General features: G+C 67.2%; 28 protein-coding genes. 16 read left to right on the forward strand and 12 right to left on the reverse strand.

Annotation, left to right across the window (positions count from 1 at the left end):
* The first annotated feature begins 16 nt into the window (after positions 1-16).
* From J2X55_RS02065 to nagA, 4 genes are read left to right on the forward strand one after another with little or no spacing between them, the layout of a single operon-like run.
* Positions 17-1,027, forward strand: a complete 1,011-nt coding sequence (locus J2X55_RS02065) for an asparaginase (protein WP_309821663.1) — start codon at positions 17-19, stop codon at positions 1,025-1,027.
* The gene (locus tag J2X55_RS02070; RefSeq protein WP_309821664.1) at positions 1,024-2,784 is read left to right on the forward strand and encodes a copper homeostasis protein CutC; all 1,761 of its coding nucleotides are present in this window, start codon (positions 1,024-1,026) and stop codon (positions 2,782-2,784) included. Before J2X55_RS02065 ends, J2X55_RS02070 begins: the two co-directional genes overlap by 4 nt.
* The gene (locus tag J2X55_RS02075; protein WP_309821665.1) at positions 2,781-3,551 is read left to right on the forward strand and encodes a glucosamine-6-phosphate deaminase; all 771 of its coding nucleotides are present in this window, start codon (positions 2,781-2,783) and stop codon (positions 3,549-3,551) included. Before J2X55_RS02070 ends, J2X55_RS02075 begins: the two co-directional genes overlap by 4 nt.
* Positions 3,548-4,675, forward strand: coding sequence for an N-acetylglucosamine-6-phosphate deacetylase (gene nagA / locus J2X55_RS02080; RefSeq protein ID WP_309821666.1), 1,128 nt, complete (start codon positions 3,548-3,550; stop codon positions 4,673-4,675). Before J2X55_RS02075 ends, nagA begins: the two co-directional genes overlap by 4 nt.
* Here nagA and J2X55_RS02085 read toward each other — a convergent pair.
* The gene (locus J2X55_RS02085) at positions 4,662-5,819 is read right to left on the reverse strand and encodes a GTPase (RefSeq protein WP_309821667.1); all 1,158 of its coding nucleotides are present in this window, start codon (positions 5,817-5,819) and stop codon (positions 4,662-4,664) included. The genes nagA and J2X55_RS02085 overlap by 14 nt on opposite strands.
* Positions 5,820-5,984: 165 nt before the next feature.
* Between J2X55_RS02085 and J2X55_RS02090 the strand changes: the two genes are divergently transcribed.
* The gene (locus J2X55_RS02090) at positions 5,985-6,341 is read left to right on the forward strand and encodes a hypothetical protein (RefSeq protein ID WP_309821668.1); all 357 of its coding nucleotides are present in this window, start codon (positions 5,985-5,987) and stop codon (positions 6,339-6,341) included.
* On the opposite strand, the gene pdxH is transcribed toward J2X55_RS02090, so the two are convergent.
* Positions 6,342-6,983, reverse strand: a complete 642-nt coding sequence (pdxH, locus tag J2X55_RS02095) for a pyridoxamine 5'-phosphate oxidase (RefSeq protein WP_309821669.1) — start codon at positions 6,981-6,983, stop codon at positions 6,342-6,344.
* Positions 6,984-7,068: 85 nt separating this feature from the next.
* Positions 7,069-7,221, reverse strand: coding sequence for a hypothetical protein (locus tag J2X55_RS02100; RefSeq protein ID WP_309821670.1), 153 nt, complete (start codon positions 7,219-7,221; stop codon positions 7,069-7,071).
* A 163-nt stretch (positions 7,222-7,384) separates the two neighbouring features.
* Here J2X55_RS02100 and J2X55_RS02105 point away from each other — a divergent pair, with 163 nt between their 5' ends.
* Both J2X55_RS02105 and J2X55_RS02110 read left to right on the forward strand, forming a co-directional pair.
* Positions 7,385-8,461, forward strand: a complete 1,077-nt coding sequence (locus J2X55_RS02105; RefSeq protein WP_309821671.1) for an alkene reductase — start codon at positions 7,385-7,387, stop codon at positions 8,459-8,461.
* Positions 8,462-8,641: 180 nt separating this feature from the next.
* Positions 8,642-9,067 (forward strand): hypothetical protein, encoded by a 426-nt coding sequence (locus J2X55_RS02110; protein ID WP_309821672.1) that lies wholly within the window; start codon positions 8,642-8,644, stop codon positions 9,065-9,067.
* Between the two features lie 60 nt (positions 9,068-9,127).
* On the opposite strand, the gene J2X55_RS02115 is transcribed toward J2X55_RS02110, so the two are convergent.
* The 5 genes from J2X55_RS02115 to J2X55_RS02135 all read right to left on the reverse strand — a co-directional run bounded on the left by J2X55_RS02115 (position 9,128) and on the right by J2X55_RS02135 (position 11,664).
* Positions 9,128-9,310 (reverse strand): hypothetical protein, encoded by a 183-nt coding sequence (locus tag J2X55_RS02115; RefSeq protein WP_309821673.1) that lies wholly within the window; start codon positions 9,308-9,310, stop codon positions 9,128-9,130.
* Between the two features lie 108 nt (positions 9,311-9,418).
* The gene (locus J2X55_RS02120) at positions 9,419-9,646 is read right to left on the reverse strand and encodes a DUF2283 domain-containing protein (RefSeq protein WP_309821674.1); all 228 of its coding nucleotides are present in this window, start codon (positions 9,644-9,646) and stop codon (positions 9,419-9,421) included.
* Between the two features lie 123 nt (positions 9,647-9,769).
* Positions 9,770-10,075: a hypothetical protein gene (locus J2X55_RS02125; RefSeq protein ID WP_309821675.1), complete on the reverse strand. Its 306-nt coding sequence runs from the start codon at positions 10,073-10,075 to the stop codon at positions 9,770-9,772.
* A 34-nt stretch (positions 10,076-10,109) separates the two neighbouring features.
* Positions 10,110-10,673 (reverse strand): dihydrofolate reductase family protein, encoded by a 564-nt coding sequence (locus J2X55_RS02130; RefSeq protein WP_309821676.1) that lies wholly within the window; start codon positions 10,671-10,673, stop codon positions 10,110-10,112.
* Positions 10,674-10,677: 4 nt separating this feature from the next.
* Entirely contained in the window at positions 10,678-11,664 is a 987-nt protein-coding gene (locus J2X55_RS02135) for a WYL domain-containing protein (RefSeq protein WP_309821677.1), read from the reverse strand.
* Positions 11,665-11,762: 98 nt separating this feature from the next.
* Here J2X55_RS02135 and J2X55_RS02140 point away from each other — a divergent pair, with 98 nt between their 5' ends.
* Positions 11,763-12,218, forward strand: coding sequence for a VOC family protein (locus J2X55_RS02140; protein ID WP_309821678.1), 456 nt, complete (start codon positions 11,763-11,765; stop codon positions 12,216-12,218).
* A gap of 35 nt (positions 12,219-12,253) precedes the next feature.
* Here J2X55_RS02140 and J2X55_RS02145 read toward each other — a convergent pair whose 3' ends face one another.
* Complete coding sequence (locus J2X55_RS02145; protein ID WP_309821679.1) at positions 12,254-12,397, reverse strand: hypothetical protein; 144 nt, start codon at positions 12,395-12,397, stop codon at positions 12,254-12,256.
* Between the two features lie 152 nt (positions 12,398-12,549).
* Here J2X55_RS02145 and J2X55_RS02150 point away from each other — a divergent pair, with 152 nt between their 5' ends.
* The 3 genes from J2X55_RS02150 to J2X55_RS02160 are packed head-to-tail and all read left to right on the forward strand — an operon-like array spanning position 12,550 to position 17,558.
* Positions 12,550-13,197 (forward strand): DNA methyltransferase, encoded by a 648-nt coding sequence (locus J2X55_RS02150; RefSeq protein WP_309821680.1) that lies wholly within the window; start codon positions 12,550-12,552, stop codon positions 13,195-13,197.
* 28 nt (positions 13,198-13,225) lie between these two features.
* Positions 13,226-16,522, forward strand: coding sequence for a DEAD/DEAH box helicase family protein (locus J2X55_RS02155; RefSeq protein ID WP_309821681.1), 3,297 nt, complete (start codon positions 13,226-13,228; stop codon positions 16,520-16,522).
* Between the two features lies 1 nt (position 16,523).
* Entirely contained in the window at positions 16,524-17,558 is a 1,035-nt protein-coding gene (locus J2X55_RS02160; protein WP_309821682.1) for an Eco57I restriction-modification methylase domain-containing protein, read from the forward strand.
* 17 nt (positions 17,559-17,575) lie between these two features.
* On the opposite strand, the gene J2X55_RS02165 is transcribed toward J2X55_RS02160, so the two are convergent.
* Positions 17,576-18,661 (reverse strand): hypothetical protein, encoded by a 1,086-nt coding sequence (locus J2X55_RS02165; protein ID WP_309821683.1) that lies wholly within the window; start codon positions 18,659-18,661, stop codon positions 17,576-17,578.
* The gene (locus J2X55_RS02170; protein ID WP_309821684.1) at positions 18,652-18,837 is read right to left on the reverse strand and encodes a hypothetical protein; all 186 of its coding nucleotides are present in this window, start codon (positions 18,835-18,837) and stop codon (positions 18,652-18,654) included. Before J2X55_RS02170 ends, J2X55_RS02165 begins: the two co-directional genes overlap by 10 nt.
* An 86-nt stretch (positions 18,838-18,923) precedes the next feature.
* On the opposite strand from J2X55_RS02170, the gene J2X55_RS02175 reads away from it, so the two are divergent.
* From J2X55_RS02175 to J2X55_RS02185, 3 genes are all read left to right on the forward strand, one after another.
* Entirely contained in the window at positions 18,924-19,856 is a 933-nt protein-coding gene (locus J2X55_RS02175) for a hypothetical protein (RefSeq protein WP_309821685.1), read from the forward strand.
* Between the two features lie 286 nt (positions 19,857-20,142).
* Entirely contained in the window at positions 20,143-20,631 is a 489-nt protein-coding gene (locus tag J2X55_RS02180) for a hypothetical protein (protein WP_309821686.1), read from the forward strand.
* Positions 20,628-20,912 carry a WXG100 family type VII secretion target gene (locus J2X55_RS02185; protein ID WP_309821687.1) on the forward strand — a complete coding sequence of 95 codons (285 nt, stop codon included), beginning with the start codon at positions 20,628-20,630 and terminating at the stop codon, positions 20,910-20,912. The genes J2X55_RS02180 and J2X55_RS02185 overlap by 4 nt, the downstream gene beginning before the upstream one ends.
* 180 nt (positions 20,913-21,092) lie before the next feature.
* Here J2X55_RS02185 and dnaB read toward each other — a convergent pair whose 3' ends face one another.
* Positions 21,093-22,388: a replicative DNA helicase gene (gene dnaB, locus J2X55_RS02190; RefSeq protein WP_394685232.1), complete on the reverse strand. Its 1,296-nt coding sequence runs from the start codon at positions 22,386-22,388 to the stop codon at positions 21,093-21,095.
* 697 nt (positions 22,389-23,085) lie between these two features.
* Between dnaB and J2X55_RS02195 the strand changes: the two genes are divergently transcribed.
* Both J2X55_RS02195 and J2X55_RS02200 read left to right on the forward strand, forming a co-directional pair.
* On the forward strand, positions 23,086-24,105 hold the full coding sequence (locus tag J2X55_RS02195) for a hypothetical protein (protein ID WP_309821688.1): 1,020 nt from the start codon (positions 23,086-23,088) through the stop codon (positions 24,103-24,105).
* A 78-nt stretch (positions 24,106-24,183) separates the two neighbouring features.
* Complete coding sequence (locus J2X55_RS02200; RefSeq protein ID WP_309821689.1) at positions 24,184-26,079, forward strand: chaplin family protein; 1,896 nt, start codon at positions 24,184-24,186, stop codon at positions 26,077-26,079.
* The last annotated feature ends 26 nt before the right edge of the window (positions 26,080-26,105 follow it).

Raw genomic sequence — 26,105 nt, forward strand, 5'->3', positions numbered from 1 at the left:
ATCGAAAGAACCACCCATGACGCCCCTTCCCCCCGTCCCCTCCCCGCTGGCCGACCTCGCCGTCGTCATCCGCTCGGGTGTCGTCGAGAGCCGTCACCTCGGTTCAATCGCCGCGCTGGCCGCCGACGGAACGGTGGCCTGGCAGACCGGCAGCGGTGAGCAGATCCTGCCCCGCTCGACGGTCAAGCCCGTGCAGGCGCTCGCGTGCCTGCTCGCCGGCGCCGACATCGACGGTGCCGATCTCGCCATCGCCGCGGGCAGCCACACCGGCGAAGACGTGCACGTCGACGTCGTCCGCGACCTGCTGACCCGCGCCGGCCTCGACGAGGGCGCCCTCGCCTGCCCGGTCGATTGGCCCGAAGACGAGCCCACGCGCGAACGCCTCATCCGCGACGGCGAGCAGCGCTCGCGCGTGCGCATGAACTGCTCGGGCAAGCACGCCGCGATGCTGCTCGCCTGCGCGGTCAACGGGTGGGACACCGCGACCTACCTCGATCCCTCGCACCCCCTGCAGCAGCTCGTGCGGTCGACGCTCGAGCGCCTCTCGGGCGAGACGGTCGCGTACGACGCGGTCGACGGGTGCGGGGCTCCCCTCTTCAGCGTCTCTCCCCTCGGCATCGCGCGCATCTTCCGTGCGCTCGTGACGGCCGCCCCCGGCACGCCGGAGCGGAAGGTGGCGGATGCCATGCGGTCGTACCCCCGTTTCGTCGGCGGCGACCACCACGCCAACACCGACGCCATGCTGCGGGTTCCGGGCCTGCTGTCGAAGGGCGGCGCCGAGGGCGTCATCGGCATGGCCACGGCCGACGGGGCGTCGGTATCGATGAAGATCCTCGACGGCAACCCGCGCGCGACGACGCTCGTCGCCCTCTCGGTGCTCGAGGCGCTCGGTGCCGACATCTCGAACGCCGGCGACCTGATCGATCTGCCGATCCTCGGCGGCGGCGTTCCCGTCGGCTCGATCGAGGTCGGCGCAGACGTGCGCACGTGGCTCGACACCGCCCCCACCGCGGACACCGCACCGTGACGACCGCCGCAGGCACGGCATCCCTCGCCGAAAAGCCCCCCGCCGACGCTCGCGCGCTCGTCGAGATCTGCGTCGACGATCTCGCGGGCGTGCTCGCCGCCGAGCGCGCGGGCGCCGACCGCGTCGAACTCTGCGCCGACCTGCTCGAGGGCGGCACCACTCCCAGCCTCGGGATGATCGAGTCGGTCATCGCCTCGGTGCGGCGCGTGGGCGTGCAGATCATGGTCCGCTCGCGCGGCGGTGACTTCGTGTACTCCGACGACGAGCTGCGCGTGATGCAGGCCGACGCGCGCGCCATCGCCGCCCTCGCTCGCACCAGCGAGGTGCCCGTGGGCATCGTCTTCGGCGCACTCACCGCCGACGGACACGTCGACGAACAGGCGCTCGACGCGATCCGCGCGGCCGCGGGAGAGGTGCCGATCACCTTCCACAAGGCCTTCGACGACACCGCCGACCTCTTCGACGCCTACGACACCCTCGCGCACCACGGCGTCGTCCGCGTGCTCACCTCGGGTGGGAAAGCCACGGCGCGCGAGGGTGCCGACGTGCTCGCCGCACTGCGCGCGCGATCGGAGGACACCCGGATGCCATCGGTGCTCGTCGGCGGTTCGGTGCGGGCCCACAACGTGGCGGCGCTGCTCGACCGCACGGGCGCCCGCGAGGTGCACCTGCGCGCCCAGGTCGAATCCGGCCGGGGGCACCTCGTCACCGACGAGTCCGCGATCCGCGAGACGGTCCTCGCCGTATCCGCGAACACCCTCGCGTCGCATCCGGCCGTGATCGCGGTCGACATCGGCGGCACCTCGGCCAAGGGTGCGCTCGTCGACATCGACGGGCACGTGCTGCGAAGCTCCCGCATCGCGACCGGCGGCTCGGGAGCCGAGACGGTCACGCGCATCGCGGAGCTCCTCAACGATCTCATCGCGGGAGCCGAGAGCCTGGGCCGCTCGGTCGTGGGGGCGGGTGTCGTCAGCCCCGGCCTCATCGACAGCGCCACCGGCACCGTCCGCTACGCCTCGACGCTCGGGTGGACCGACGTCCCCCTCGCCCGGCTCCTGTCGGATGCCACCGGCCTTCCCGTCGCCGTCGACCACGACGTGCGAGCGGCCGGTGCGGCGGAACGCGCGTACGGTGCCGCCGCCGGCTCGCGCAACGTCGTCTTCGCCGCGATCGGCACCGGGGTCGCGGCATCCTTCACCTCCGACGGCCGCGCCGTCGAGGGAGCCATCTCGGGAGCCGGAGAACTGGGGCACATCCCGGTCGTGCCGGGCGGAGAGCTCTGCGCGTGCGGGCAGCGCGGCTGCCTCGAGGTGTATTTCTCGGGCGCGGGGCTGGCCCGTCGGTACGCGGCGAGCGCCCCGGCGGCCGACGAAGAGGCTCCGGATGCCGCGGCCGTCATCGCCCGCATCGACACGGATCCCGTGGCCGCACGCGTCTGGTCCGAGGGGCTCGACGCCCTGGCCACCGGTCTCGCGACCCTCACGCTGCTCGTCGACCCCGAGGTGATCGTGCTGGGCGGTGGCGTCGCGCAGGCCGGTGACGCGTTCATCGAGCCCCTTCGCGAGTGTCTGGCCGCAGCGCTCGCCTGGCGAGAGGCTCCGCGCCTCACGACGGCGGCCCTCGGCACGCACGCGGGTCGCATCGGGGCCGCGATGCTGGCGTTCGAGGCGGCGCAGCGACCCGAGGTCGTGCGTTCGTGGGTCGCGCCTGTCATCCTGGCTGAGCCGACCACCCCCGTCTTGGAGGCCCGCGCGTGACCGAGATCGCCATCGTGAAAGACCAGGCGGATGCCGGCCATATCGCCGCCGACCTGATCGTCGCCGCGCTGGGTCGTCGCAGCGATCCGACGCTGGGACTCGCCACCGGATCGACACCCCTGCCGGTGTGGGCGGCGCTGGCCGAGCGCTCGCTCGACCTCTCGGCCGTGCGCGGTTTCGCCCTCGACGAGTACGTGGGCCTTCCCGCCGGGCACCCCGAGAGCTATCGCGCCGTGGTCGACCGCGACATCGTCGCACCCCTCGGACTCGACCCCGCTCTCGTGCGGGTGCCGGGCGACGACGACGGTCCGCTGGCCGAAGCCGGCGAGCGCTACGAGACCGCGATCGCCGCGGCGGGCGGGATCGACCTGCAGATTCTCGGCATCGGCCGCACCGGGCACATCGGGTTCAACGAGCCGGGCTCTTCGCTCGCGTCGCGCACGCGTCTCAAGGCCCTGACCCCCGCGACCCGGGCCGACAACGCGCGGTTCTTCGACAGCATCGACGACGTGCCCACGCACTGCCTGACCCAGGGCATCGGCACGATCCTCGACGCGGGAGTGCTCGTGCTGCTCGCGTTCGGCGAGTCGAAGGCCCCCGCGGTCGCTGCGGCGGTCGAGGGTCCGCTGACCTCGTCGTGTCCGGCATCCGCGATCCAGCTGCACCGTCGGGCCGTGGTCATCGTCGACGAGCCCGCCGCCTCGCAGCTCGAGCACCGCGACTACTACCGCTTCGCCTGGGACCACCGCGAGATCGCCACGGCATGACCACCGACTTGCTGCTCACCGGCGCCCGGGTGGTCGACGCGCGGCGCGACCGGCCCGACGCCTGGGTGCGGGTGAGCGGTGGCCTGATCGCCGAGGTGGGCACGGGGGCTGCTCCGTACGCGGCCGAGCACCTCGACCTGGGCGGGGCGATCCTCACCCCCGGCCTGATCGACCTGCACGTGCACGGGGGTGGCGGGCACGCCTTCGATGACGGAGCGGATGCCATCACCGCCGGCGTCGCCGCACACCGCCGCCGCGGCACGACGGCGACCCTGGTGAGCCTGGTGTCATCTCCGCTCGGCGTTCTGCGTAGGCAGCTCTCCTCCGTCGAGGTCGCGCGCCGGTCCGACCCCGGGATTCTGGGCGTCCACCTCGAGGGCCCCTGCCTGTCGCCCGCCCGACGCGGAGCGCACGACCCCGGCGCGCTCGCCGTGCCCGATGCCCACTTCCTCGAACTGGTGCGGGATGCCGAGCCCGGCCTCATCCGCCAGATCACCCTCGCCCCCGAGCTTCCCGGGGCGCTCGACGCGATCACGGAGCTCGTCGCCCGCGGCATCCGCGTCGCGATCGGCCACACCGAGGCCGACTACGCCCTCACGCGCGAGGCGATCGACAGAGGAGCCACCCTGCTCACGCACGCGCTGAACGCCATGCCCGCCATGGGCCATCGGCATCCCGGCCCCGTGCCCGCCGCGCTCGAAGACGAACACGTGACGCTCGAGCTGATCCTCGATGGCGTGCACGTGCATCCGTCGGTCGCACGCCTGCTGTTGACCGCGGCGCCGCAGCGGGTGGCTTTGATCACGGATGCCATGGCCGCCGCCGCCCACGCCGATGGCGCGTACCGACTGGGCGAGCTCGACGTGCAGGTCACGGACGGCCGCGCGCTGCTCGACGACGGCGTCACGATCGCGGGGTCCACGCTGACGCTCGATCGTGCCGTGCGCACGGCCGTCGTCGATCTCGGGCTGAGCGCCTCGGATGCCGTGGGGGCGGCGACCGCGGTGCCCGCTGCGGCGCTGGGCGACTCCTCGCGCGGGCTGCTCGAGCCCGGGATGCGCGCCGACCTGGTCGCGTGGGACGCGGACTGGCGCGTGCAGCGGGTGTGGCTCAGCGCTTCGTGACGCGGCGCTCGAGCAGCTTCTTCCCGACGTCCATGAAGTTGGGCGCGTACTTCGCCCACTCCTGATCGAGCTTTCGCACGTCGATCTTGCCGGTGTGCAGCAGTTCGCAGATCTTCAGCCAGCTCTCGCCGGTCGCCGCGGTCAACGCTCCCGCCACCGCGGCGTTCACGACGATGCCGGCGCCGGGGATGAGCTTGAGGAAGCTCGTCGCGAGCGCGCGGCCCGCGACCTGCACGCCGAACTGCGCGAGCGCTCCGGCCGAGAGCATCGTCTTGACCTCGAGGTCGTAGATCGCGGCGATGCGTCCCATCATCGTGAGCTGGATCGGCGCCAGAGTGACAGCATCCGAGACAGGAAGCGGAACGGTCGCCGCTCCCGCCGCGGCCGCTGCCGCCGCCGCGATGATCGGGCGCGCCATCTCGCGCTTCCACGGGAGGTTGAGGCGCTGCGCGATGCGAAAGGCGTCCTTGTCGCGCTCGGGGGCGAGTTCGAGGGTCTGCGTGACAAGGTCACCGAGGCCGTGCCCCTTCCCCTTCCCGTGCTTGTCGCGGGTCGAGGTCAGGATGACCTGGCGATAGGGGATCCGCAGCCGTTCGCCGGTGTTCGGGTCGACCGGGTTGTTGAGCCAGTCGACGAACGCCTCGACGTCTTTCGCGACGCTCTGGTGGCCGGTGATCGGGTTGCGGATCCAGTCGACCTTCGTCAGCACGAGGATCACCGGGAGCCCCCGCGCGTCGAGCTCGCGGATCATGGCGATGTCGGCCGGGGTGAGCCGGTCGTCGTTGGCTTTCACGCAGTACCAGACGACCGAGATCTGGTGGTCGCCCGGGTGGGAGGCGATCGCGTCGAGGTGGTTCCGCAGCTGCTGATCCGGCGGGACGGGCGATCCGATCTCGAAGCCCTCGACGTCCCAGATGCCGAGCGAGTCGTCGCTGTAGAAGTGCACGCCGCGGGTGACCGGCAGCCCGCGCCCGACCTTCGCCCAGTCGCGCCCGAACACTGCGTTGACGAGGGAGGACTTGCCCACACCCGAGGCGCCGACGATCGCGAGGTTGAAGCGGCCGTAGCGCGACTTCGCCTCGGAACTCGCCTCGACGAAGGCCTTCTGATCGAGGTCGGGTGTATCGGCGTTCTTCTTCGCCATGGTGTGGCTGTCCCCCGGTGATTCACGAACGACCCGCGGTTGCGGGATGGATCGAATCTACGGCCACGAACAGCTTGTGCTGTTTTCAGCGCTCCCCCTTGTGCGGCAGCCGTTCACCAGGGACTCGCCCGCTCATCGGCGGACGAGCCGCGGTAGCGTGCGGGGGTGGAGAGCAGACTCGATGGGCGACGCCGCTTCAGTAACGCTCTCGCGATCCTCCCCGGCTGCGCACTCCACTTGCTCCTCTCGGTTCCCGCGTGGTTCTTGGTCCAGCTGAACGGCCTCGCCGTTGCCGGGTGCGGTTCGGAACGCGCGTGCAACATCGGGCTCGTCGACATCGCGCTCGCGGTGGTCCAGCCCTCGCTCATTGCGATCTGGGTCGTCACGACGGCGTTGGCTGTCCTCTCCCCGCTGAGGTGGCGCCGCAACCCGTGGCCGGTCCTGGGGGCGGGAGTGGCGGCATCCATCGTCGTGACCGTCACGGCCCTCCTGATGATCAGGGTTGGCGTCGGATTGCTCTGATCACGGCTGCCGCCGCTGCCCCACCCACCCGTCGCCGTCCCGCGTGAACACGACCCGATCGTGCAACCGTGACCGCCGCCCCTGCCAGAACTCGATCTCGCGCGCCTCGACGCGGTACCCGCCCCAGTGCGGAGGCCGCGGCACGACCGCGTCGTCGGCGAACCGGGCGGTGACCTCGGCCATCTGCTCTTCAAGAGCTGTTCGGGATGCCACGGACTCCGACTGGTGGCTCGCCCACGCCGACAGCTGCGAGCCGCGCGGCCGCGACGCGAAGTACGCGTCATCGCGCTCGGCGGGCAGAGGCGTCGCCGTCCCGAGAACGATCACCTGGCGTTGCAGCGCGTACCAGGGAAAGAGGATCGACACCGCCGGGTTCCCGGCGAGCGCGCGGCCCTTCCGCGACTGCCGGTTGGTGAAGAAGACGAGCGCTCCGTCATCGTCGATGCCGCGCAGCAGAACCGTGCGCGAGGTCGGTGCGCCCGTGGCATCCACCGTCGAGACGACCATCGCGTTCGGCTCGGGCTGATCGACCGCCTCGGCCAGCCACCGTCGGAAGAGATCGAGAGGGGATGCCGCCAGCGCGCCGTCGTCGAGAGCATCGAGGTCGTAGTCGAGCCGGTGGGCGAGGGGGTTCTCGGTCATCGCGGGGTCCTCCGGTGGGTGGTGGAGCCCCATCTTAGGGCGGCGCCCACGGACGCGCGGGGGCTTGCTCGGCCTCGCTCGGGCGTCAGAGCCCCGCGATCCCCGCCGACCGCACGACGAAGTACACGAGGATCGCGACGACGGCCACGACGAGCACGACCGCGCTGAAGAACATCGCGATGCGGAGCCGCCGGGTGGCCGCTGATTCACCGGGACGGTTCCACGGAGCGCGCGCCATCATCGCTTCTTCGGGGTCGTCGTGTTCATGCCCCGATCCTGTCGAAGTGACTCGGCAGAACACAAGACCGCCGCCCGACACGCCGTCCCCCTTCGCATGTGGAATACCCGCTGCGCACCGCGGGTTAGCAGGCACGGCCCTGTTCCCCCTCGAAAGGACACCCATGAGCCTGTTCAGCCCCACCACCGTCGGAGAAATCGGCGTCCGTAACCGCGTCTCGCTCGCCCCGATGACCCGCCTGCGCTCCGGTGCCGACGGCGTTCCCGGTCCGATCGTCGCGAAGTACTACGCGCAGCGCGCCGGAATCGGCCTGCTGGTCACCGAGGGTGTCTTCCCGAGCGACGAGTCGCGCGCGTACCCGGGTCAGCCGGGCATCGTGACCGACGCTCAGGCCGCGGGCTGGGCCAAGGTCGCCGACGCCGTGCACGCCGAGGGCGGCACCGTCTTCATGCAGCTCATGAACGGCGGACGCGTCACGCACCCCGACATCACCGGCACCGACCGTATCGTCGCCCCTTCGGCGATCGCGATCGACGGGGAGACGCGTCTCGCCGACGGCACCAAGGTCGCCTACGCCACCCCGCACGCGCTCGAGACCGCCGAGCTCGACACCGTACGCGACGAGTTCGTCGCCGCTGCCCGCAAGGCCGTGGATGCCGGCTTCGACGGCGTCGAGCTGCACTCCGCGAACGGCTACCTGCTGCACGAGTTCCTCTCCCCCGCCTCGAACCAGCGCACCGACGCCTACGGCGGGTCGCCCGAGGCCCGCGCCCGCTTCGTCATCGAGGTCGCGCAGGCCGTCGTGGCCGAGGTCGGCGCCACGCGCGTCGGCATCCGCATCTCGCCGGCGCACAACATCCAGGACGTCTGGGAGACCGACGATGCCGAGACCCGCGCCACCTACGAGGCGCTCGTGTCGGGCCTCGCTCCCCTGGGCCTCGCGTACCTGAGCGTGCTGCACGCCGACCCCGCCGGCGACCTCATCCAGGACCTCCGCCGCACCTTCGGCGGCACCTTCATCGTCAACAGCGGCTTCTCGAGCGTCACAACGCGCGACGAGGCCGTCTCGGTCGTCGAGGACGACATCGCCGACCTGGTCGCCGTCGGCCGCCCCGCCATCGCCAACCCCGACCTCGTGACGCGTTGGGAGCAGGGCGCCTCCGAGAACGAGGTCGACCAGGCCTCCGTCTACGGCGGCGACGAGCACGGGTACACGGACTACCCGTTCCTGCAGGCCTAAATTTCGGATGCCAACGGGGCGACGTCGCGAAAGTGACGCCGCCCCGTTCGCATGTCCACCGCGAACGCCTCTCCGTTAGCCTGACCGCATGGGGATCCGCGGCCGACGCGCTAAATCCGGTGGTCGGGTGAGACCGTGATGCGTCTTTTCGGCCCGCGCTCTTACGCCGTTTCGCTCGAAGTGCCCTTCGGCTTCGGCGACGATGTCGAGCTCGACCACGACCCGGCTTCTCTGCGGCAGGGCCGTAAGCCATACCGCCGCATCGACCTGACGCTCTACGAGCTGCCCATCCCGGACTTCACCACGACGTACGGGATTTACTTCGCAACGCCCCCGCTCGCCGAACAGCTGCGTCCGCTCCGAGGCTTACGCGAGCGTGAATTCAGCCTGTCGTTCGACCCGCAGATGCAGGAGCTGGGGGCGTTCGAGGGCAAGCAGCTTCCTGAGCTTGTCTGTTTCGACGTGACGGGGACCTTCGGCGTCGACGACTTCTCACATCTCGAAGGCGAAGCGGACCTTCTCGTGTCTCAGGGCGCGGTCGCGGTGCTGCGCCGCTTCGATCTGGGGCAGTTGGGCACGATTCGCCGCTTCCGGCCCGCGCGCTGACTCACGCGCTCGCCCCGCCGTGTCCCTCGGCTGCCCCACGGCCGCGCAATCTCCGGCTGCTCAACGCGGGAGGTCGTCGGTGATGCGGTACGGCACGGGGTAGCCGCCGGTCCAGATCCGTTCCCCCTCGTACCGCGTCTCAGCAACGGTCTGCGCGTACCTCGTCGCCTCGTCTTGATCCAGGAAGACGCCGAGGATCTCCACCTCGACGTCGCCCCTGTAGACGATCCACACTCTCTTCACGGAACGACGATAGACGTGGACCCCACGGCGATGCAGCCGATGCGTGCGAGAGCGGTACCCCGCTGACGAGATACCGCTCCCGCAACGTCACCGGCCTGGGTGCTGCAGCTAGGCGGGGTCCTTGGCGGCTTTGATCACGTTCTCGGGGAGGACGAGGCGAGCGTTAAGTACTTCGAGACCGATCAGGCGGTTGTCATCGTCGAAGTCGAGGATGATCTCGCCGAGGCCCCCCGGTGTCGCGATGGAATGCAGCTGCTGCGTCGCCGCTCCCGCAGGAATTTCGTCGGCGATCGTGATGTACGCGGCGTTCGCTTCGGCGTCGTAGGTGACTCTCATTTCAGCCCTTCGTCACGGTGATGATGTTGCCGGTCTTGTTGTCCACAACGACGCGGATCTTGTTCTTCCCTGATCGCCCCGTGACTGCGAACGTTTCTTGTTCATAGCGGTCTTCCGCTTCTCTCAGCTGCCCCACGGCCGCGCCCGCAACGCCGCGAAATCGCCCCGTATGAACTCGTCGGCAATGTCGAGGCGTTCCTTCTCGCTCAGCCCCCGCAGACTCCCGACTTCTTCACCGCCAACCTCGCTGTTCTCGAAGAGCACCCGATGCGGATAGAACTCGAGATTCCACGCGTCCGAGTCCGACACCGAGATGCTCCGGTGCTCGTCGTCCCCGTCATAGACGGCGATCGTCGCCAGCAGTCCAGCGAGGCGGTCGAGCGTGATGTCATCGTGTTGCTGCGCCCCATAACGGTCAGTGAAGCTCACCCATCGCATCCGAACCCGCTCCTCTCGTCGATGCTCAATCTTGCTCCGCTGGCCGGAACCGCTGCACGATCGCGCCTGACCGAAACTCTCGCCGCTCGATCAGCTCGAGCTTCAGGTCGACGCCGTCGAGCAGCCGAGGCCCCCGCCCCGCAATCACCGGATGAACGACGAACGTGTACTCATCGATGAGCCCGTGCGCCGCGAGGGTCGCCGGCAGCCTCACCCCACCGGCCGAAATCCCTCGCCCCGGTTCGTTCTTATGCCGCCGAACGGCCTGGACGACATCGCCCCGGACCAGTTCGGCGTTCCAGTCGACGCTGTCGAGAGTCCCGGATGCCACGACCTTCCGCATCGGATCCATCACTTCCGAGAACGCCACCTCACTGGCATCCATCCAGTCCGGCCACTCTCCCGACTCCGGCCGGCGCCACGCGCTCTCCATCAGCTCGTAGGTGACACGGCCGTAGAGGAGGGTGTCGGAGCGGCGCAGCTCGTCGGTCCAGAACGCCATGGACTCGGCGTCCGGCGGCAGGCCCGCCTCGTGGTGGACGCAGCCGTCGAGGGTGACGTTGATGGCGTAGCGGAGGGGCTGGGTCATGCCGCTAGCTTCCTCGCCGGGACTTCCCCGCGGAAGAGCCCGCCGCCGCGAAGCGCGCGGCCTGCACCGCGAAGGCCTCCGCCAGCTCCGGCGGCCCGACGACCTCCATCGCCACCTCGAACCGCCCGAACGACGCGGCGAGCGCACCCCACGACCACGAACCGACCTCGAGGGTGCAGCGCTCATCATCGAGAGCGGTCACCGTGCCGTCGCCAGCGAACGGCAGCACGTCCCGCGCTGGTGCGTGCAACAGCACGGTCCCGCGGCAGAGCCACTCGTTCGTGTCCGATCCCTTGAACCGCGCGGATACGAACGCGTCGACGTCCCCGCCCGGCACGACCCGCGGCACGAAGGGAGCACCGTGCGGCACCCGGGGTCGCACGCGATCCGCCGAGAAGAGCCGCCAGTCCTCGCGCTCGAGGTCCCACCCGAGCAGGTACCACCGGCCGTGGGATGCCACGAGGTGGTGCGGCTCAACCCGCCGGGGCTGGGCCTCACCCCCGCCCCGCGGCAGGTAGTCGAAGCGCAGCGCCACTCGGTCGCGCACCGTCTGTGCGAGCGTGAGCAATACCTCAAGCGGCACGGCAGCAATCGGCGCTTCCCCGGCACGGCCCACCGTAGTCACCTCGACCGCATCCAGTCGATGCCGCAGCCGCGACGGCAGCACCTGCCGCATCGTGGCGAGAGCGCGCACCGCCGCCTCGCCGATGTCCGCCCCCAACGCGGGAGCCGCGCTCAGAGCGATCGCGACCGCGAGCGCCTGATCGTCGTCGAAAAGCAGCGGCGGCATCTCCGCTCCCGCGTCGAGGCGGTATCCCCCGTCGGGGCCCATCGTCGTCTCGATCCGGTAGCCCATCTCACGCAGGCGATCGATGTCGCGCCGCACCGTGCGATCACTGACGTCCAGCCGCGAGGCCAGCACCGACCCCGGCCAGTCCCGCCGCGCCTGCAGGAGCGACAGCAGGGTGAGCAATCGCGACGTCGTAGCCATGCATCCGACGGTACTCGCGGTCTAGGACAGAAACCGACCTATACGGGTGAGAACGTGATCTCACGAGCCGATCCCGGCCGATTTATCGAGGAGCAGACATGCCCGTGCAGACCACCACCCACCTGAACTTCCGCGGCGATGCCCGTCAGGCGCTCGAGTTCTACCAGTCCGTCTTCGGCGGCCACCTCGTCGTCAACACCTACGCCGACTTCGGCATGCCGGCCGAGATCCCCGGCTCCGACAAGGTCGTCTTCGGCCTGGTTGCCGGCGAGAACGGCTTCCGCGTCATGGGCTACGACATCCCCGGCCGCACCGAAGGCGGCATCGCCGGCTGTGGGGCGACGCGCCGTGAAAACATCACGACGGTGACCGACCAGGCGCTGTTCGTCTCCATCAGCACCCCCACCCTCGAGGAGCTGCAGAGCTACTGGGACACCCTGGCGATGGATGCCACCATTATCGAACCGCTCGCTGCCTCGGCGTGGAGCGCCGGGTTCGGGATGCTGACGGACCGGTTTGGGGTGACGTGGAGCTGCAGCGTCGACGCCTCGTAGCGCCGCGCGGGCCTCGCGCCGGGATGCGCGAGGCCCTACCGCTGCGAGATCCCGCCCACCATGCCGCTGACGAAGCGCTTCACCCCGGCCGCGGCCAGCAGCGAGTACTCGGTGACGTGCTGGCCCTGGAAGAATGTCAGTCCCAGCGGGGCGGTGCGCAGGTTGTTGGACACGATCATTACCCGCACTCCTCCCCCTGATCGCCCACGCCGCCGCACATGTCGACCGACGCGGCAGGCAGGAGGACTTGAGGTGTCCGCCGCGCACGGCATGATGGTCTCATCGGCACTTGAAGGGGCAACACCGTGACCAAGACGTGTGGAGAAGCTCGGTGACGACTCTGGTCATCGAGCAGCGAATCGTGAAGTCTCGTGACCGTGTGAGGGCGTATGGGGAGGTCTTCACGCCCCGCTGCATGGTTAATCAGATGCTCGATCTAGTCAGCGACGATCTCGAAGACGGCCCCGACTTCGTCGACAAGACCTTCCTCGAGCCCGCGGCGGGTGACGGGAACTTCCTCGTCACGATCCTGCACCGCAAGCTTCAGGCAATCGAGAAGCGCCTCTCCCCTGGCGTGTGGGCCGATGAGTCGCTCTTCGCGCTGGCATCGATCTACGGCATCGAACTCCTCGAAGATAATCACGAAGAGGCGCGGGCCGCGATGCTTGCCGAGTTCGTCGACTTCAGTTCGCGGCACGATGCCGCGCTCAGGCCCGACTCCACGCTCGTCCACGCGGCACGTTTCCTTATCGACACGAACATCGTCAGAGGGAACACGCTCACCGGCCTTGACTGGCTCGGTGAGGAGATCCAGTTCTCGTGGTGGAACCGGGTCGCCCACTCCCCTGGCGTCGTGCAGCGAGAGCCTTTCTCGCTCGCGTCGTTGCGAGAGAGCAGCGGCTTCGACTTCACGGTGTACGAAACGTACGCAGCGTGCCGGATTGACCGCATCCACGAAGAAGTGAGAGCCGGTGCCTAGCCCGAACATCAGAACGTTCCGCGAGGTCGTGCCCTACATCTACTCGTGGACAACCCCCGACATCCCAAAGTACGACGGCTGGGAAAAGATCGGGTACACCGAGCAGGACTCGGCCGACAAGCGCATCGCGCAGCAGGCGAGTCAACTCAACATCACGAAGGTCAAGCAGTGGGCCTACCGAGCAGCGTTCATCACCGAAGACGGTGGCACGTTCCGTGATTCCGACTTTCATGCGTTTCTCAAGCAGCAGGGCATCGAGCGGGAGGTGGATCCCACGAACACCCCGAGCCGTACGGAGTGGCATAAGTTCGCTGGCGCGCCGAAGTCGAGTCGGCAGTACTATCTCGACTTCGCGTCGAAGTCGTTCACCACGCAGGTAGGGGCCTCGCAGGACGACTACGAACTGCGCCCGGAGCAGCGCGAAGCGGTCACCCAAGCGCTGACAGCATTCCGCACTCGCAACGTCGATGAGGTGTTGTGGAACGCAAAGCCCCGATTCGGCAAGACGCTGACGACGTACGATCTGATGCGCGAGATGGATGCCCGTCGGGTTCTGATTGTGACGAACCGCCCGGCGGTCGCACACTCCTGGTTCGATGATTATCAGCGGTTCTTCGGACACCAGACGACGTATCAGTTCGTGTCCGACTCTCCGTCGCTCGGTCAGCGCGGCGCGATGACGCGTGAGCAGTGGCGCGCTTACTCCGTCGAGCACCTTGATGAAGACCCGCGCATCATCGAGTTCGTGTCGCTGCAGGATCTAAAGGGGTCCAAGTACTTCGGCGGGTCGTTCGACAAGCTCAAGCACATCGCCGACGCCGACTGGGATCTCCTCGTGATCGATGAAGCGCACGAGGGCGTCGACACGACGAAGACGGATGTCGCGTTTACCCAGATCACACGCAGCCACACGCTGCACCTGTCGGGGACGCCGTTCAAGGCGCTCGCGTCGGGCCGGTTCGCTGCGGATCAGATCTTCAACTGGACATATGAAGACGAGCAGGAGGCGAAGACTTCATGGTCGGATGACGGGGTCGACAATCCTTACGCGCAGCTGCCGACCCTGAACCTACTGACGTATCAGCTGTCCCGGATGATCACTGATCGTCTCGCCGAGGGCGTTGCGCTCGATGAGGATGCCGGGAACGTCGACTATGCCTTCGATCTCGCGGAGTTCTTCGCTACGAAAGACAACGGGTTCTTCGTGTACGAAGCCGATGTGATGCGGTTCCTCGACGCGCTGGCGACACTGGAAAAGTACCCGTTTTCGACCGCGGAGCTGAGGGACGAGATTCGACACTCGTTCTGGCTGCTCAATCGAGTTGCATCGGCAAAGGCGCTGGCGCGGCTGCTGAAGAAGCATCCCGTCTTCGGCGAGTACACGGTGATCCTGGCGGCCGGCGACGGCCGCCCGAACGTGGGCGAGAACGACGGACTCGACGAACACGCCGACGACGCGGCGACCTCCGGCAAGTCGCTCGAGGAGGTTCGCGCCGGCATCGCTGAAGCGGAGGCGAAGGGCGGCAAGACAATAACGCTGTCGGTGGGTCAACTTACGACTGGCGTCACGGTGCCGGAGTGGACAGCGGTCATCATGCTATCCAATCTCTCCTCCCCTGCTCTGTACATGCAGGCAGCATTCCGTGCGCAGAACCCGTGTACGTTCACTCGCGGCGACAAAATGTTTCAGAAGAAGAACGCCTACATCTTCGACTTCGCTCCCGAACGCACGCTCACGATCTTCGATGCGTTCGCCAACAACCTCGCTCCAAGTCCCCCCGTCGATGCTGGTGACCGCAGGGAGAACATCAGACGCCTTCTGAACTTCTTCCCCGTCCTTGGTGAAGACACTGAGGGTCGGATGATCGAACTCGACGCGGCCCAGGTACTCACGTTCCCGCAGGTGTTTAAGGCTCGCGAAGTCGTTCGGCGAGGCTTTCTATCGAACCTGCTGTTCGCCAACGTGTCCGGCATCTTCCGAGCCGCGGAGCACTTCGAAGACATCCTCAACCAGCTGCCCGTCGCGAAAGAGAAGAAGGCCAAGCAGATCGGTCCCATCGACATGCCGTTCCCGCCGCCCACCACCGACGCGGACGGCAATGTGCAGATCGACGTCGGCACCGTCATCAACCCGAAGGTCGCCGAGCTGGGCAAGCCGATCTACGCCGATGCCGACGTTCCGCAACTCGACCCGGCAACAACGAAGGCTGCCGATGCTGCGAAACAGGTGGCCGCGGTCGTGACAGAGAAGGCGCGCGAGACGCGAGCCAAGGTCGCAGCCGAATACGGAATGACCGCGAAGCAGATCGAGAACGACGAGAAGTCCACCGAGACGCTAGTGAAGGCCAAAGTCGAACGCGCCTATGTCGACCATCAGATCGCGCTCAGCCATATCGATGCCGAGGGCGCGGATGCGGCCACGGAAGCCGACTTCGTCGCGCTCGAAGCGAAAAAGGTCGGAGCGAAAGCCGAGCTTGACGCACGTGTGCTCGCGATCTTCCACAGCGCGCTCGACAGCGTCACCGCGACCGTCGTCACGCGCGAGGAGACGAAGAAGGCGCAGTCGCAGGCGAATAACACGATGGATGCCGCGCGCGATCACCTGCGCGGATTCGCTCGCACCATCCCGATGTTCCTCATGGCGTACGGCGACCGAAACACCGAGCTCGCCAACTTCGACGAATACACACCGGACGATGTGTTCGCGGAGATCACCGGCATTACCGAAGACGATTTCCGCAAGCTCCGCGACGGCCGTGACATCACCGATCGCGACACAGGCGACGTCGCTCGCGTGCCGGGTCTGTTCGACGAGGCCGTCTTCAACCAGGCGATCCAGGAGTTCTTGAACAAGAAGGCCGAACTCGCCAACTACTTCGACCCGGCGTTCACCGAAGACATCTTCGCGTACATCCCGCAGCAGAACACGTCGCTCGTGTTTACCCCGAAGCGCGTCGTGCACTTGATGTGCGACACACTCGAGACCGAGAACCCGGGTATCTTCGCCGATCCCGCCAAAACGTTCGCCGACCTGTTCTCTACGGCTGGGCTGTTCTGCATGGAGATCGTCCGTCGGCTCGACCAGGGTCTTGCCGAGGCGATCCCCGACCAAGCCGAGCGGCTACGGCACATCTTCACTCGCCAGGTGTTCGAGATGAGCCCAAATAGGATCCTCCACGACATCACCCTGGAAGCCGTCAGTGGCGGCGTGGCGGAGCGCCGAGCGTGGCTAGAAGAATCCGGTCACTTCCAGGTCGGAGACCTCGCACGCATGACCACCGAGGAACGCGAGCAAATCGTCGACGAGATGCTGGGAGATAACTGACATGGCCAGAAAATTCGACGTCGTCATCGGCAATCCTCCGTACCAGGAGGAGGCTCAAGGCGAAGGCACCCGCGATACCCCGATTTATCACCATTTCATGAATGCTGCGTACGAGGTCGGCACGAAAGTCGTGCTCATCACGCCTGCTCGCTTTCTGTTCAATGCGGGCTTTACGCCGAAGGCGTGGAACGGAAAGATGCTGGCGGACCCGCATCTCTCAGTGCCCTTCTACGTGCGGGACAGCTCGGAGCTCTTCCCAGGCACAAAGATTCGCGCCGGGATCGCCGTGACCTACCGCGATGCGGAGCGCGTGGGCGAGGCAATTGACACCTTTACGCCGTTCCCAGAGCTCAACTCCATCCTGCACAAGGTTCGCGAGTCGGGGACAGCATTCATCGAGTCTGTGGGCATGACAAGTTCGCGCTCTTACCGATACACGGACAAGCTCTACAAAGATCACCCGGAGGCTCTTCAGCTGCGTCCCGACGGCAACGCTGCCCTCGTTAATACCAATGCGTTCGAGATGTTCTCGTTCCTCTTTCATGAGGCCCAGCCGACGGACGGGGCTCAGTACGTGCAGGTACTCGGCGTCATCAAGAACAAACGCTTTCGGCGGTGGATCCGCACTGAATATCTCGCTGGGCCAGAGAGCTTCGACAAGTACAAGGTCGCCCTTCCGGCGGCGAACGAGAACAACAAGCTCGGCTGGATGGCAGCACCCGAGATCGTCGAACCAGGTGTCGCTGTTACGCAGACCTTTCTAACAATCGGAGCGTTCGCGACAGAGGCCGAGGCGCGAGCATGTTTTTCGTATGTCAGGACGAAGTTTGCGAGGGCTATGCTCTACGTTCTGAAAGTCACTCAGCACAATCCACGGAGCACCTGGAAGTTTGTGCCGGCGCAAGACTTCACATCAGCATCCGACATCAACTGGTCCACCTCGATCCGCGAGATTGACGCGCAACTATACGCTAAGTACGGTCTGGACGCGGACGAAATTGCCTTCGTCGACTCTCACGTGACGCCGATGGAGTAACGTGCGCCCCACTCTTGTCAGTCATCAAGGCCAAACGCGGCGGAGACCTCTTCAATTGTGAATTTTTGGCGCAGCTTGGCGGCGGTGTTCTGGTTCGCGAACATGCCCGTCCTCCAGAAGCCCTGTTCGCGCGGCACGGCGCGGGTCCACTCGACGGGGACGGCCCATTCAGCCGTCGCGTCGTCCTGATCATCCGCGTGCCGGTAGTTTCCGCTCAACGGAAGGTCCGCCAGGCGGGTGTCGACGCCGTCCACGGCCACGACGGTCTCGTCAAATCTCTTAGCCCCACCGGTCACCGTTCCTACACCGACGTAGCCAATCTTGGGGATGCAGGCGAAGACCCGAGCGCCGGCCGGGAGATTCTTCAGCGTGCGAGAGAACCACTCGCCGCCGCCTCCGGACACAAATCCGTAGGCCATTCCGTCGGACCAGTGACGACCTTCTGGGCTGTCGCCGAACGAGACGTACCAGTCTGTGCCATTCCATGACTCGCGCGTCTTGGTGCGCACTGAGGCCGTCTTCGGGCTCACCCCGCCTTCATGCTCCACGAGCCATGTGCGCGCGAGGTAGGACGCCCCGTTGTCGTTGAAGTGTCGGAAGAACACGACGTTGATCGGGACACCGTAGTCCTCGTTGAGAAAGCGGACGATTCGCTCGGTTGCCGCATCGACGCTCGCCGCCACGATCGTGAAGACCTGTGCGGCGTTGACCTCGTCGGGAAGGGTCTCATTAAAGCGTTGCGCAAACGCCTCTTCCAATGCGATGTCGGGCTTGTAAGTCTCGAAGATTGCATGGATCTCCGCGCGACTTAGACCAGACACCCAAGAGCCGTAGTCCAGAGCCTGTGCAGTCACGTCTCGGGGTGTCTTGTCGCGCTTGAGTTCGATCACATGAACAGCAGCCGTCTCATCGAGCGCCAGAAGATCGATGAACCCGCCGTGCGCAGTCGGCACCTGCCGACCGATGACAAGCAGGGTGGTTCCGAGCATCGTCGAATCGGACTCAATGTAGTTCTCGAGCTGGGACTCGAGCCCGATCGACGTCGGCACTAATCGGCTCAACTTGTCGCCGTCGGCGCGCCAGAGTCCCATCTCTACTGCCATGATCGTCGTCCCCTCGGATGGGCGGCACAAGGACGGCGCCAGCCGACACGCGTCGTCTTGATCGTATGGCTTCTCTTACCGATACGCAGGGCGTTGCCGCGCTCGAGGTTCGCGGCATGCAGTAGCGGCTCGGCCATCATGTCGCGGATGCGCTTGCGCGGGTCGAGCCAGTCCATCGGGTCGAAACACTATTTGCAGGATTGTGAGCGGGTGTCGGTGCTTGTCGATAGCTTGCGAGCCACGCGACCAGAAGGAGATGACGATGGCGGAGAGCATCAGCTCCGACGTACAGAACGAAAGTGAGGTTCTTCGCATCCTGTCGAACCTCTTCGGCGTGAGGTGGGACCGCCTCGTCCAATGGAGCGCCGTCGCACTCGCGAGCGGTTGGCTGTGGTTGAGCGCCATGCCTTCCATGGCGGCCCACCCGGACAATTCGTTCGAGCGAGGACCGATCGACTGGCTCATCCAGGGGCTCATCGATCTCGGATTCGCCGTGCCACAGTGGCTGAACGGCACTCCAGCATGGTTGATGCAGCCGGGGCACGCATGGGTCGTTCAACTCCTGCCGATCGTTGCGGCGCTATGCGGCACGCTCTTGGCGAAATCTCAAAGCAGCTCGGGACTTGTCGCCCTAGGCGTCCTCGCGATGGCCACAAGCGTGCAGGCAACATCCGACTTCGCGCCGGTGTTATGGACGCTCGTTTGGACTTCGGTCCCCATGGTTCTAGCCCTTAGCCTCTCCGCCATTCAAACGCGCTTTCACCAGACGGACACGGCGCCGCCGAGCCAGGCCTACGTGTCGACACTCATTTTTGAAAGGTACCTGCTGGCTGGGTTAGCGCCGATCTGGCAGGTTTTCCTCGGCCCCGCGATTGGAGTCGCGCTGGCCGTAAGCATGTACGGCGTTTCGCGCACCCCGGAGGAACCGACTCGAGAACTTATAAGAACCCGAATAAGCAAGCTGCGACGGTCCGGCAGGACCGTGTCTGAAGCGGGGGCGGCGGATGCCCTCGGCGTCCTCGCGGCAATACTTCTCGCGAAACCGGACCGGCAATCTCGACAGCAACTAGCGGCGGATGCTCTATTCGCACTCGACGGGCCAATGGGAGCAGAAATTGTCGCTCATCAACCGCCCTATCCCGCAGGCACTACCTCGAGCGGCGAGCACCACCCCCCTGGCCGACCTCGCTACTAGGGCGTGTTGCTAATCGTCAGGGGCGGCAGGGAGGCCTCTCGCGGCGGCGCAGGTGCGAGCCACGATTGGTGATGGGGTTACAATCTCTCCGCTCCCGACCGCCGCGTCCAGTTCAGTCAGCTCCACGCGGGCTTGGTTGACCTGTTCTGCCGGGTCTGAGGTGTCGACGGTGACGACCATCTTCAGGCCCTCGCGCTGCGTAAGACGACGGCACTTCGCGCGGATCTCTACAAAGGGTCGCTGGCGAGATCATGGGAGTAACCAGCGTCTACCTGAAGCGAGTGCCATGAGTAACGACAAGCCCACGTTCGTCTACGAAATCAACGGAGCCTCGTTCGCGAACCTCATCAATGGTCCGCGGTCGTACGAAGACAACCTGCAGCGGATGGTGTCTCTCCTCGGCAAGTCGGGCCGTTCGACGTTCTCCCTATCGAGGCTGCCGGACGGCCAGGACATCTGGGACGTAACCCGGGAGTCACTGCCAAGTGTATTTCTGCAGGCGGCTGGGACCGCCGATGCCATGACCATCGAGTGGCGACGCTTGGAGCAGGACGGAACAGAGGGGCTCTACACCGTCGGTCATGGTGGACCGCGCGACGGCGAACCACCCGTGACGATCGATTTCCTCGAGGGGGAGGCCCGCGCCCTCGTCTACCCCGACGAAGTGTTCACCGCGGACGAGGCTGGCGAGATCTTCGTTCATTACTTTCACACGGTGACGGTCCCCGACCGCTACGCCCTCCGCGAGCTGGACCTCACCACGCCAGCACCATGACCATCTCGTTTGACAGCGATCGCCACGAAGCCCTGCTGGTCTCGCTTCGGGTAGCAACGAATGCCATCGGGGCCGAGCTCGATGCGCTCGAACGCAAGGCGAACACGTTGCGTTCTTCCTGGAGTGGTGAAGCGCGCGACGCGTACGACGAGGCGCAGAACGCATGGAGCGCCTGCATGCGCGGATTTCATGGCGTACTCAGCGATACCAACATCGTTGCTGCATCCGCTGGCGACTCACTCCGCCAAGCCGAACAGGCGGTGCGGTCGCTCTGGGCCTGAGCAGGGCTGCTCCGTCAAGCCGCGGACAGGTCGCTCCTCGAGCGGGAGTCGCCGCCTCCAGGGCATCCCGTCCGCTCCGAGAATGATGATCGGCGCGGAGGAGAAGTGGCTGAATGCAATGTCGAGGATGACGAGCGGCCGCGGTCCCGGGGCGCGCTTATGGCGCGTCCGAGGAGGTCTTCACATCCCCGGCGCCATATCCGTGAACCGCGAGTAATGCCCCTGGAACGCCACCGTGATCGTGTCCGTCGGGCCGTTACGGTGCTTCGCGACGATTAGGTCCGCCTCGCCCGCGCGCGGCGAGTCCTTCTCGTACGCCGCCTCGCGGTGCAGCAGCACCACCATGTCGGCATCCTGCTCGATCGAGCCCGACTCACGCAGGTCCGACAGGGCGGGCTTCTTGTCGGCGCGCTGCTCGGCGCCACGGTTCAGCTGCGACAGCGCGATGACGGGAACCTGCAGCTCCTTCGCCATCAGCTTGAGCGCGCGCGAGAACTCGCTGACCTCCTGCTGGCGCGACTCGACGCGCTTACCGCTGGTCAGCAGCTGCAGGTAGTCGATGACGACCATCTTCAGACCCTCGCGCTGCTTCAAGCGACGGCACTTCGCGCGGATCTCGACGAGCGTCATGTTGGGGCTGTCGTCGATGTAGAGAGGCGCGTCGTTGATGCGACCGCGGGTCGAGGCCACCGTCGTCCAGTCGCGCGAGTCGAGCGTTCCCTTGCGCATGCTCTGCAGGGGGATCTGACCCTCGGCGCTGAGCAGGCGCATGGCGATCTCGCTGCGACCCATTTCGAGCGAGAAGAAGATGCAGGGGGCGTTCGACTTGATCGCGGCGGCGCGGGCGAAGTCGAGCGCGAGCGTCGACTTACCCATGGCGGGGCGCGCGGCGAGCACGATCATCTGACCGGGGTGCAGACCGTTGGTCAGCTGGTCGAGACCGGCGAAGCCGGTGGGGATGCCCGTCATCGACCCGTCGCGGCCGCGAGCGGCCTCGATCTCTTCGACCGCGGCATCCACCGCCGTCGTCAGGGGGATGTAGTCCTCGGCGCTGTCATCGCCCGAGACGTTGTAGATCTCGGCCTGGGCGCTGTTGACGAGCTCGACCGGGTCACCCTCGCCGGCGTAACCCATCTGCACGATGCGGGTGCCGGCCTCGACGAGGCGGCGGAGCATCGCGCGCTCGGCGACGATCGACGCGTAGTAGCCCGCATTTGCGGCGGTCGGCACGATCGAGGTGAGCGTGTGCAGGTAGTCCGCGCCGCCGGCGCGCTGCAGCTCACCCGTCTTGATGAGCTCGTCGGTAACGGCCACGACGTCGGTGGGCTCACCGTGCGAGTAGAGGGTGAGGATCGCCTCGAAGATCAGCTCGTGCTTGGGCACGTAGAAGTCGGGTCCGCGGAGCGACTCGATGACGTCGGCCACGGCATCCTTCGACAACAGCATGCCGCCCAGCGCGCTCTGCTCGGCGAGCATGTCGTGCGGAGGCGTGCGCTCGGGGCGCGGCGCTTTTCCGAGACGTTCTTCGGCGATATCGGCGATCGACACGGGCTCTCCTTCAGCTTCGGGCACTCCTGGCCGGGCCTCGCGCGCGCGTGAAGCGTTCGCGGAAACGGGGCTCGGAGCGGCCTCGGCAGCATGAAATCACCGACGTCCGACATCGACGCGCGCGGCAACGTGATCCACCTGCCCGAGGGGCTGCACCCACGCTAGATACCACTCTCCCCACACGCAAACGAGCCTGTGGATAACTCTGTGGAGAGACTGCGGGAAACGCCGCCAGGTCTGTGCACAAGTGCTGTGGAGAACTCGGTGGATGGATACGAATATCGGGCGTGTATGCCCTTCTGACCAGGTATTTATCTATCCACAGTTTTCCTGGGGAAATCCCGTGTGAAGTGGACGTTGAAGGTTCCTGCTAGGGGCATCCACATGTGTACAACTCGGGGGATAACTCGACGATCGCTTACCGACCCGGAGCCCCCGCTGTCAAATTTTTCTTCACCGCCCGGCGTGTCGCCCGTCATGACGCGGTACCGAAAAAACTACTTAGATTTCACCCGCCCCCTTTCACCCTGGTGAACACGGGCGTAGCGTCGCCGCCCAAGAGTTTCGGGGATTCACCTTTGGGGGGCGAATCATGAAGAACGCGTCGGGTCGGAGGGCACCGCACATGCTGCGGTTGCTCCTGGTCGGCGCGTCCACCGCCCTCGGAGCAGCAGCTCTCTCCGTCGCCCTCTCGGCCTCTCCCGCCTCGGCGGACGACGGCTCGGGAGGCCTTCTCGGCACGGTCGGATCGACGGTCAACCAGGTCACCGACACCGTCGACGAGGTCGTCGGAACCGTCGTCTCGCCCGCGGTCGAGCACGTCACCGAGACGGCCGCTCCCGTGACCCAGGTCGTCACCGAGGTCGCACCCGCACCCGTCGCCGAGGTCGTCACGACCACCACCGACACCGTCACGAACACCGTCTCCGAGGTCGTTTCGACCGCGGACTCCACCGTGAGCGACACCGTCGACACCGTCGGAGACGTGGTCACCGACGTCGCCGGCTCGGGAGTCGTCGGAGAGGTCGTCACCCCCGTGGTCGAGACCGTTCAGACGGTCCCCGTCGTGGGCGACGTCGTGCACACGATCGGGCTCGACGAGCTCCTCTCGGGAGTCACCGACGCGGTGGACTCCGCCCTTCCCGCGATCGTCGGCACCCTTCCCCCGGTCTCGCCCGTCGTCCCCGCGATTCCGGGCGTTCCGACGGTTCCGGGCGGCGACATCGCCACCCCGATCATCGACGCCCTGCCCGTCGCGCTCCTGCCGACCGAGGCCGCCGCGGACGCCACCGCGATCCTCTCCGGCGCCCCCGCCGCGGCTCCCTCCTCGCTCCGCGCCGACCCCTCCAGCGGGGTGGCGACGCTCTTCTCGGCCCCCACCGCCGGCGACGCCTCTGCGACCCTCACGGGGGCGCCCACGGCCGCGACGGGCCTGCTGGTCGACCACGAGGTCCCCGGAGTCCTGGGAGCGAACACGGGCTCGAGCTCGTCGGCATCCGGAAACTCCGGCGCGGGTGGCGCGAACGCCGCCACCGCCGACAGCGGCAAGCTCTTCGCCGCTCCGCTTCTTCTCGACCGCCGGACCGTCGTCGACGACGACCTGCCCGGCACCCCGGTCTTCGGCACCGACGTCTCTCCTGACTGAGGACGGTCGCACCGTGCATCGCACGGCAGACGACCCCGCGCTTTCGCGCACCCTCATTCATCTACAGGAGAAACTCTCATGCGCAAGATCTACTCGCGTGTCCTTCTGGGCACGCTCGTCGGAGGCGGCCTCGCCGTCCTCGGAGCCGGCATCGCCAATGCCGCAGATACCTCAGGCGTCGACGGTCTGCTCTCGGGCGACCAGGTCGGTGTCTCGGTCGACCTCCCGGTCACCGTCGGCGGCAACGCCGTCTCGGTCATTGGAGACAGCAACAGCGAAGGTGCCGACACCTCCGCTCCGGCGGCCCCCGCTCCCGCACCCGTCACCATCACCGATGGCAGCGACGGCGTGGGCTCGGGCAACCAGGGGCTCGTATCGATCGACGTTCCCGTGACGGTCGGCGGCAACGCCGTCTCGGTCATCGGAGACAGCGACAGCACGGATGCTGACACCTCGGTGCCCGCACCGGAGGCTGCGGCCCCCGCGGCTGACAGCAGCACCGACGGCAGCGACAGCGTCGCCGGCGGCAATCAGGGTGTCGTCTCGATCGAGGCTCCGGTCACGGTCGGCGGCAACGCGGTCTCGGTGATCGGCGACAGCAGCACCGACAACGCCGGCACCACCGGCGGCGGCACCTCCGGCTCGACCGGCGGCGCGACCGTCACCGACGGCACCGACGGGATCCTCGGCGGCAACGTCGTCGACGCCCCGATCGGCCTGCCCGTCACCGTCGGCGGCAACGCCGTCTCGGTCATCGGTGACAGCGCCTCGAACGACGCCGACACCACCGGCGGCACCACGGGCGGCACCGGCTCAACCGGCGGCACCCTGACCGGCGGCGACGACGGCCTCCTCGGCGGCAACGTCATCGACCTGCCGATTGGCGCGCCCGTCACCGTCGGCGGCAACGCCGTCTCCGTGGTCGGCGACAGCACCACCAACGGCGCTGACACCACCGGCGGTAGCACCGGCTCGACCGGCGGCACCGGCACCACCGTCACCGACGGCACGGACGGCATCGGCGGCGGCAACGTCATCGGCCTTCCGGTCGGCATCCCCGTCACCATCGGCGGCAACGCCGTCTCGGGCATCGGCGACAGCACCACCGACGGCGCTGACACCACCGGCGGTAGCACCGGCTCGACCGGCGGCACCGGCACCGGCACCACCGTCACCGACGGCACGGACGGCATCGGCGGCGGCAACGTCGTGGGCCTCCCGGTCGGCATCCCCGTCACCATCGGCGGCAACGCCGTCTCCGTCATCGGCGACAGCACCACCGACGGCGCTGACACCACCGGAGGCAACACCGGCTCGACCGGCACCGGCACCACCGTCACCGACGGCACGGACGGCATCGGCGGCGGCAACGTCATCGGCCTGCCCATCAACGCCCCCATCACCATCGGCGGCAACGCCGTGTCTGGTGTGGGTGACAGCACCTCCGAGAACGCCACCACCACCGGCGGCACCACCGGCTCAATCGGCGGCACCAGCACCGACGGCACCGGCAGCATCGGCGGCGGCAACGTGATCGGCCTGCCGATCAACATCCCCGTCGTCATCGGCGGCAACGCGGTCTCGGTGATCGGTGACAGCACCACCACCGACTCCACCACCGGAACGCCCACCACGCCCGGCACCCCGGGAACGCCCGGAACCCCCGGCACCCCCGGCACCCCCGGCACCCCCGGAACGCCCGGCACCCCCGGCACCCCCGGCACCCCCGGAACGCCCGGCACCCCCGGAACCCCGGGAACGAACGGCACCAACGGCACCGTCACCGTGACCGGCTCGCTCGCCTCGGTCGGCTCGGTCAGCGCCCTCGCGGCCACCGGATCAAACAACGCTCGCGGCGCCCTCGCCGTGACGGGAACGGACGGCTCGATGGCCGCCGGGCTCGGTATCGCAGGTCTGCTGACCCTGCTCCTCGGAGCCGGTCTGCTGCTGCGTCGCCGCCGCTCGGTCGCCTGACCCGGAGCGTTCGCCCACAGAACGCG

Source organism: Microbacterium sp. 1154 (assembly GCF_031455375.1).
GTDB lineage: Bacteria > Actinomycetota > Actinomycetes > Actinomycetales > Microbacteriaceae > Microbacterium.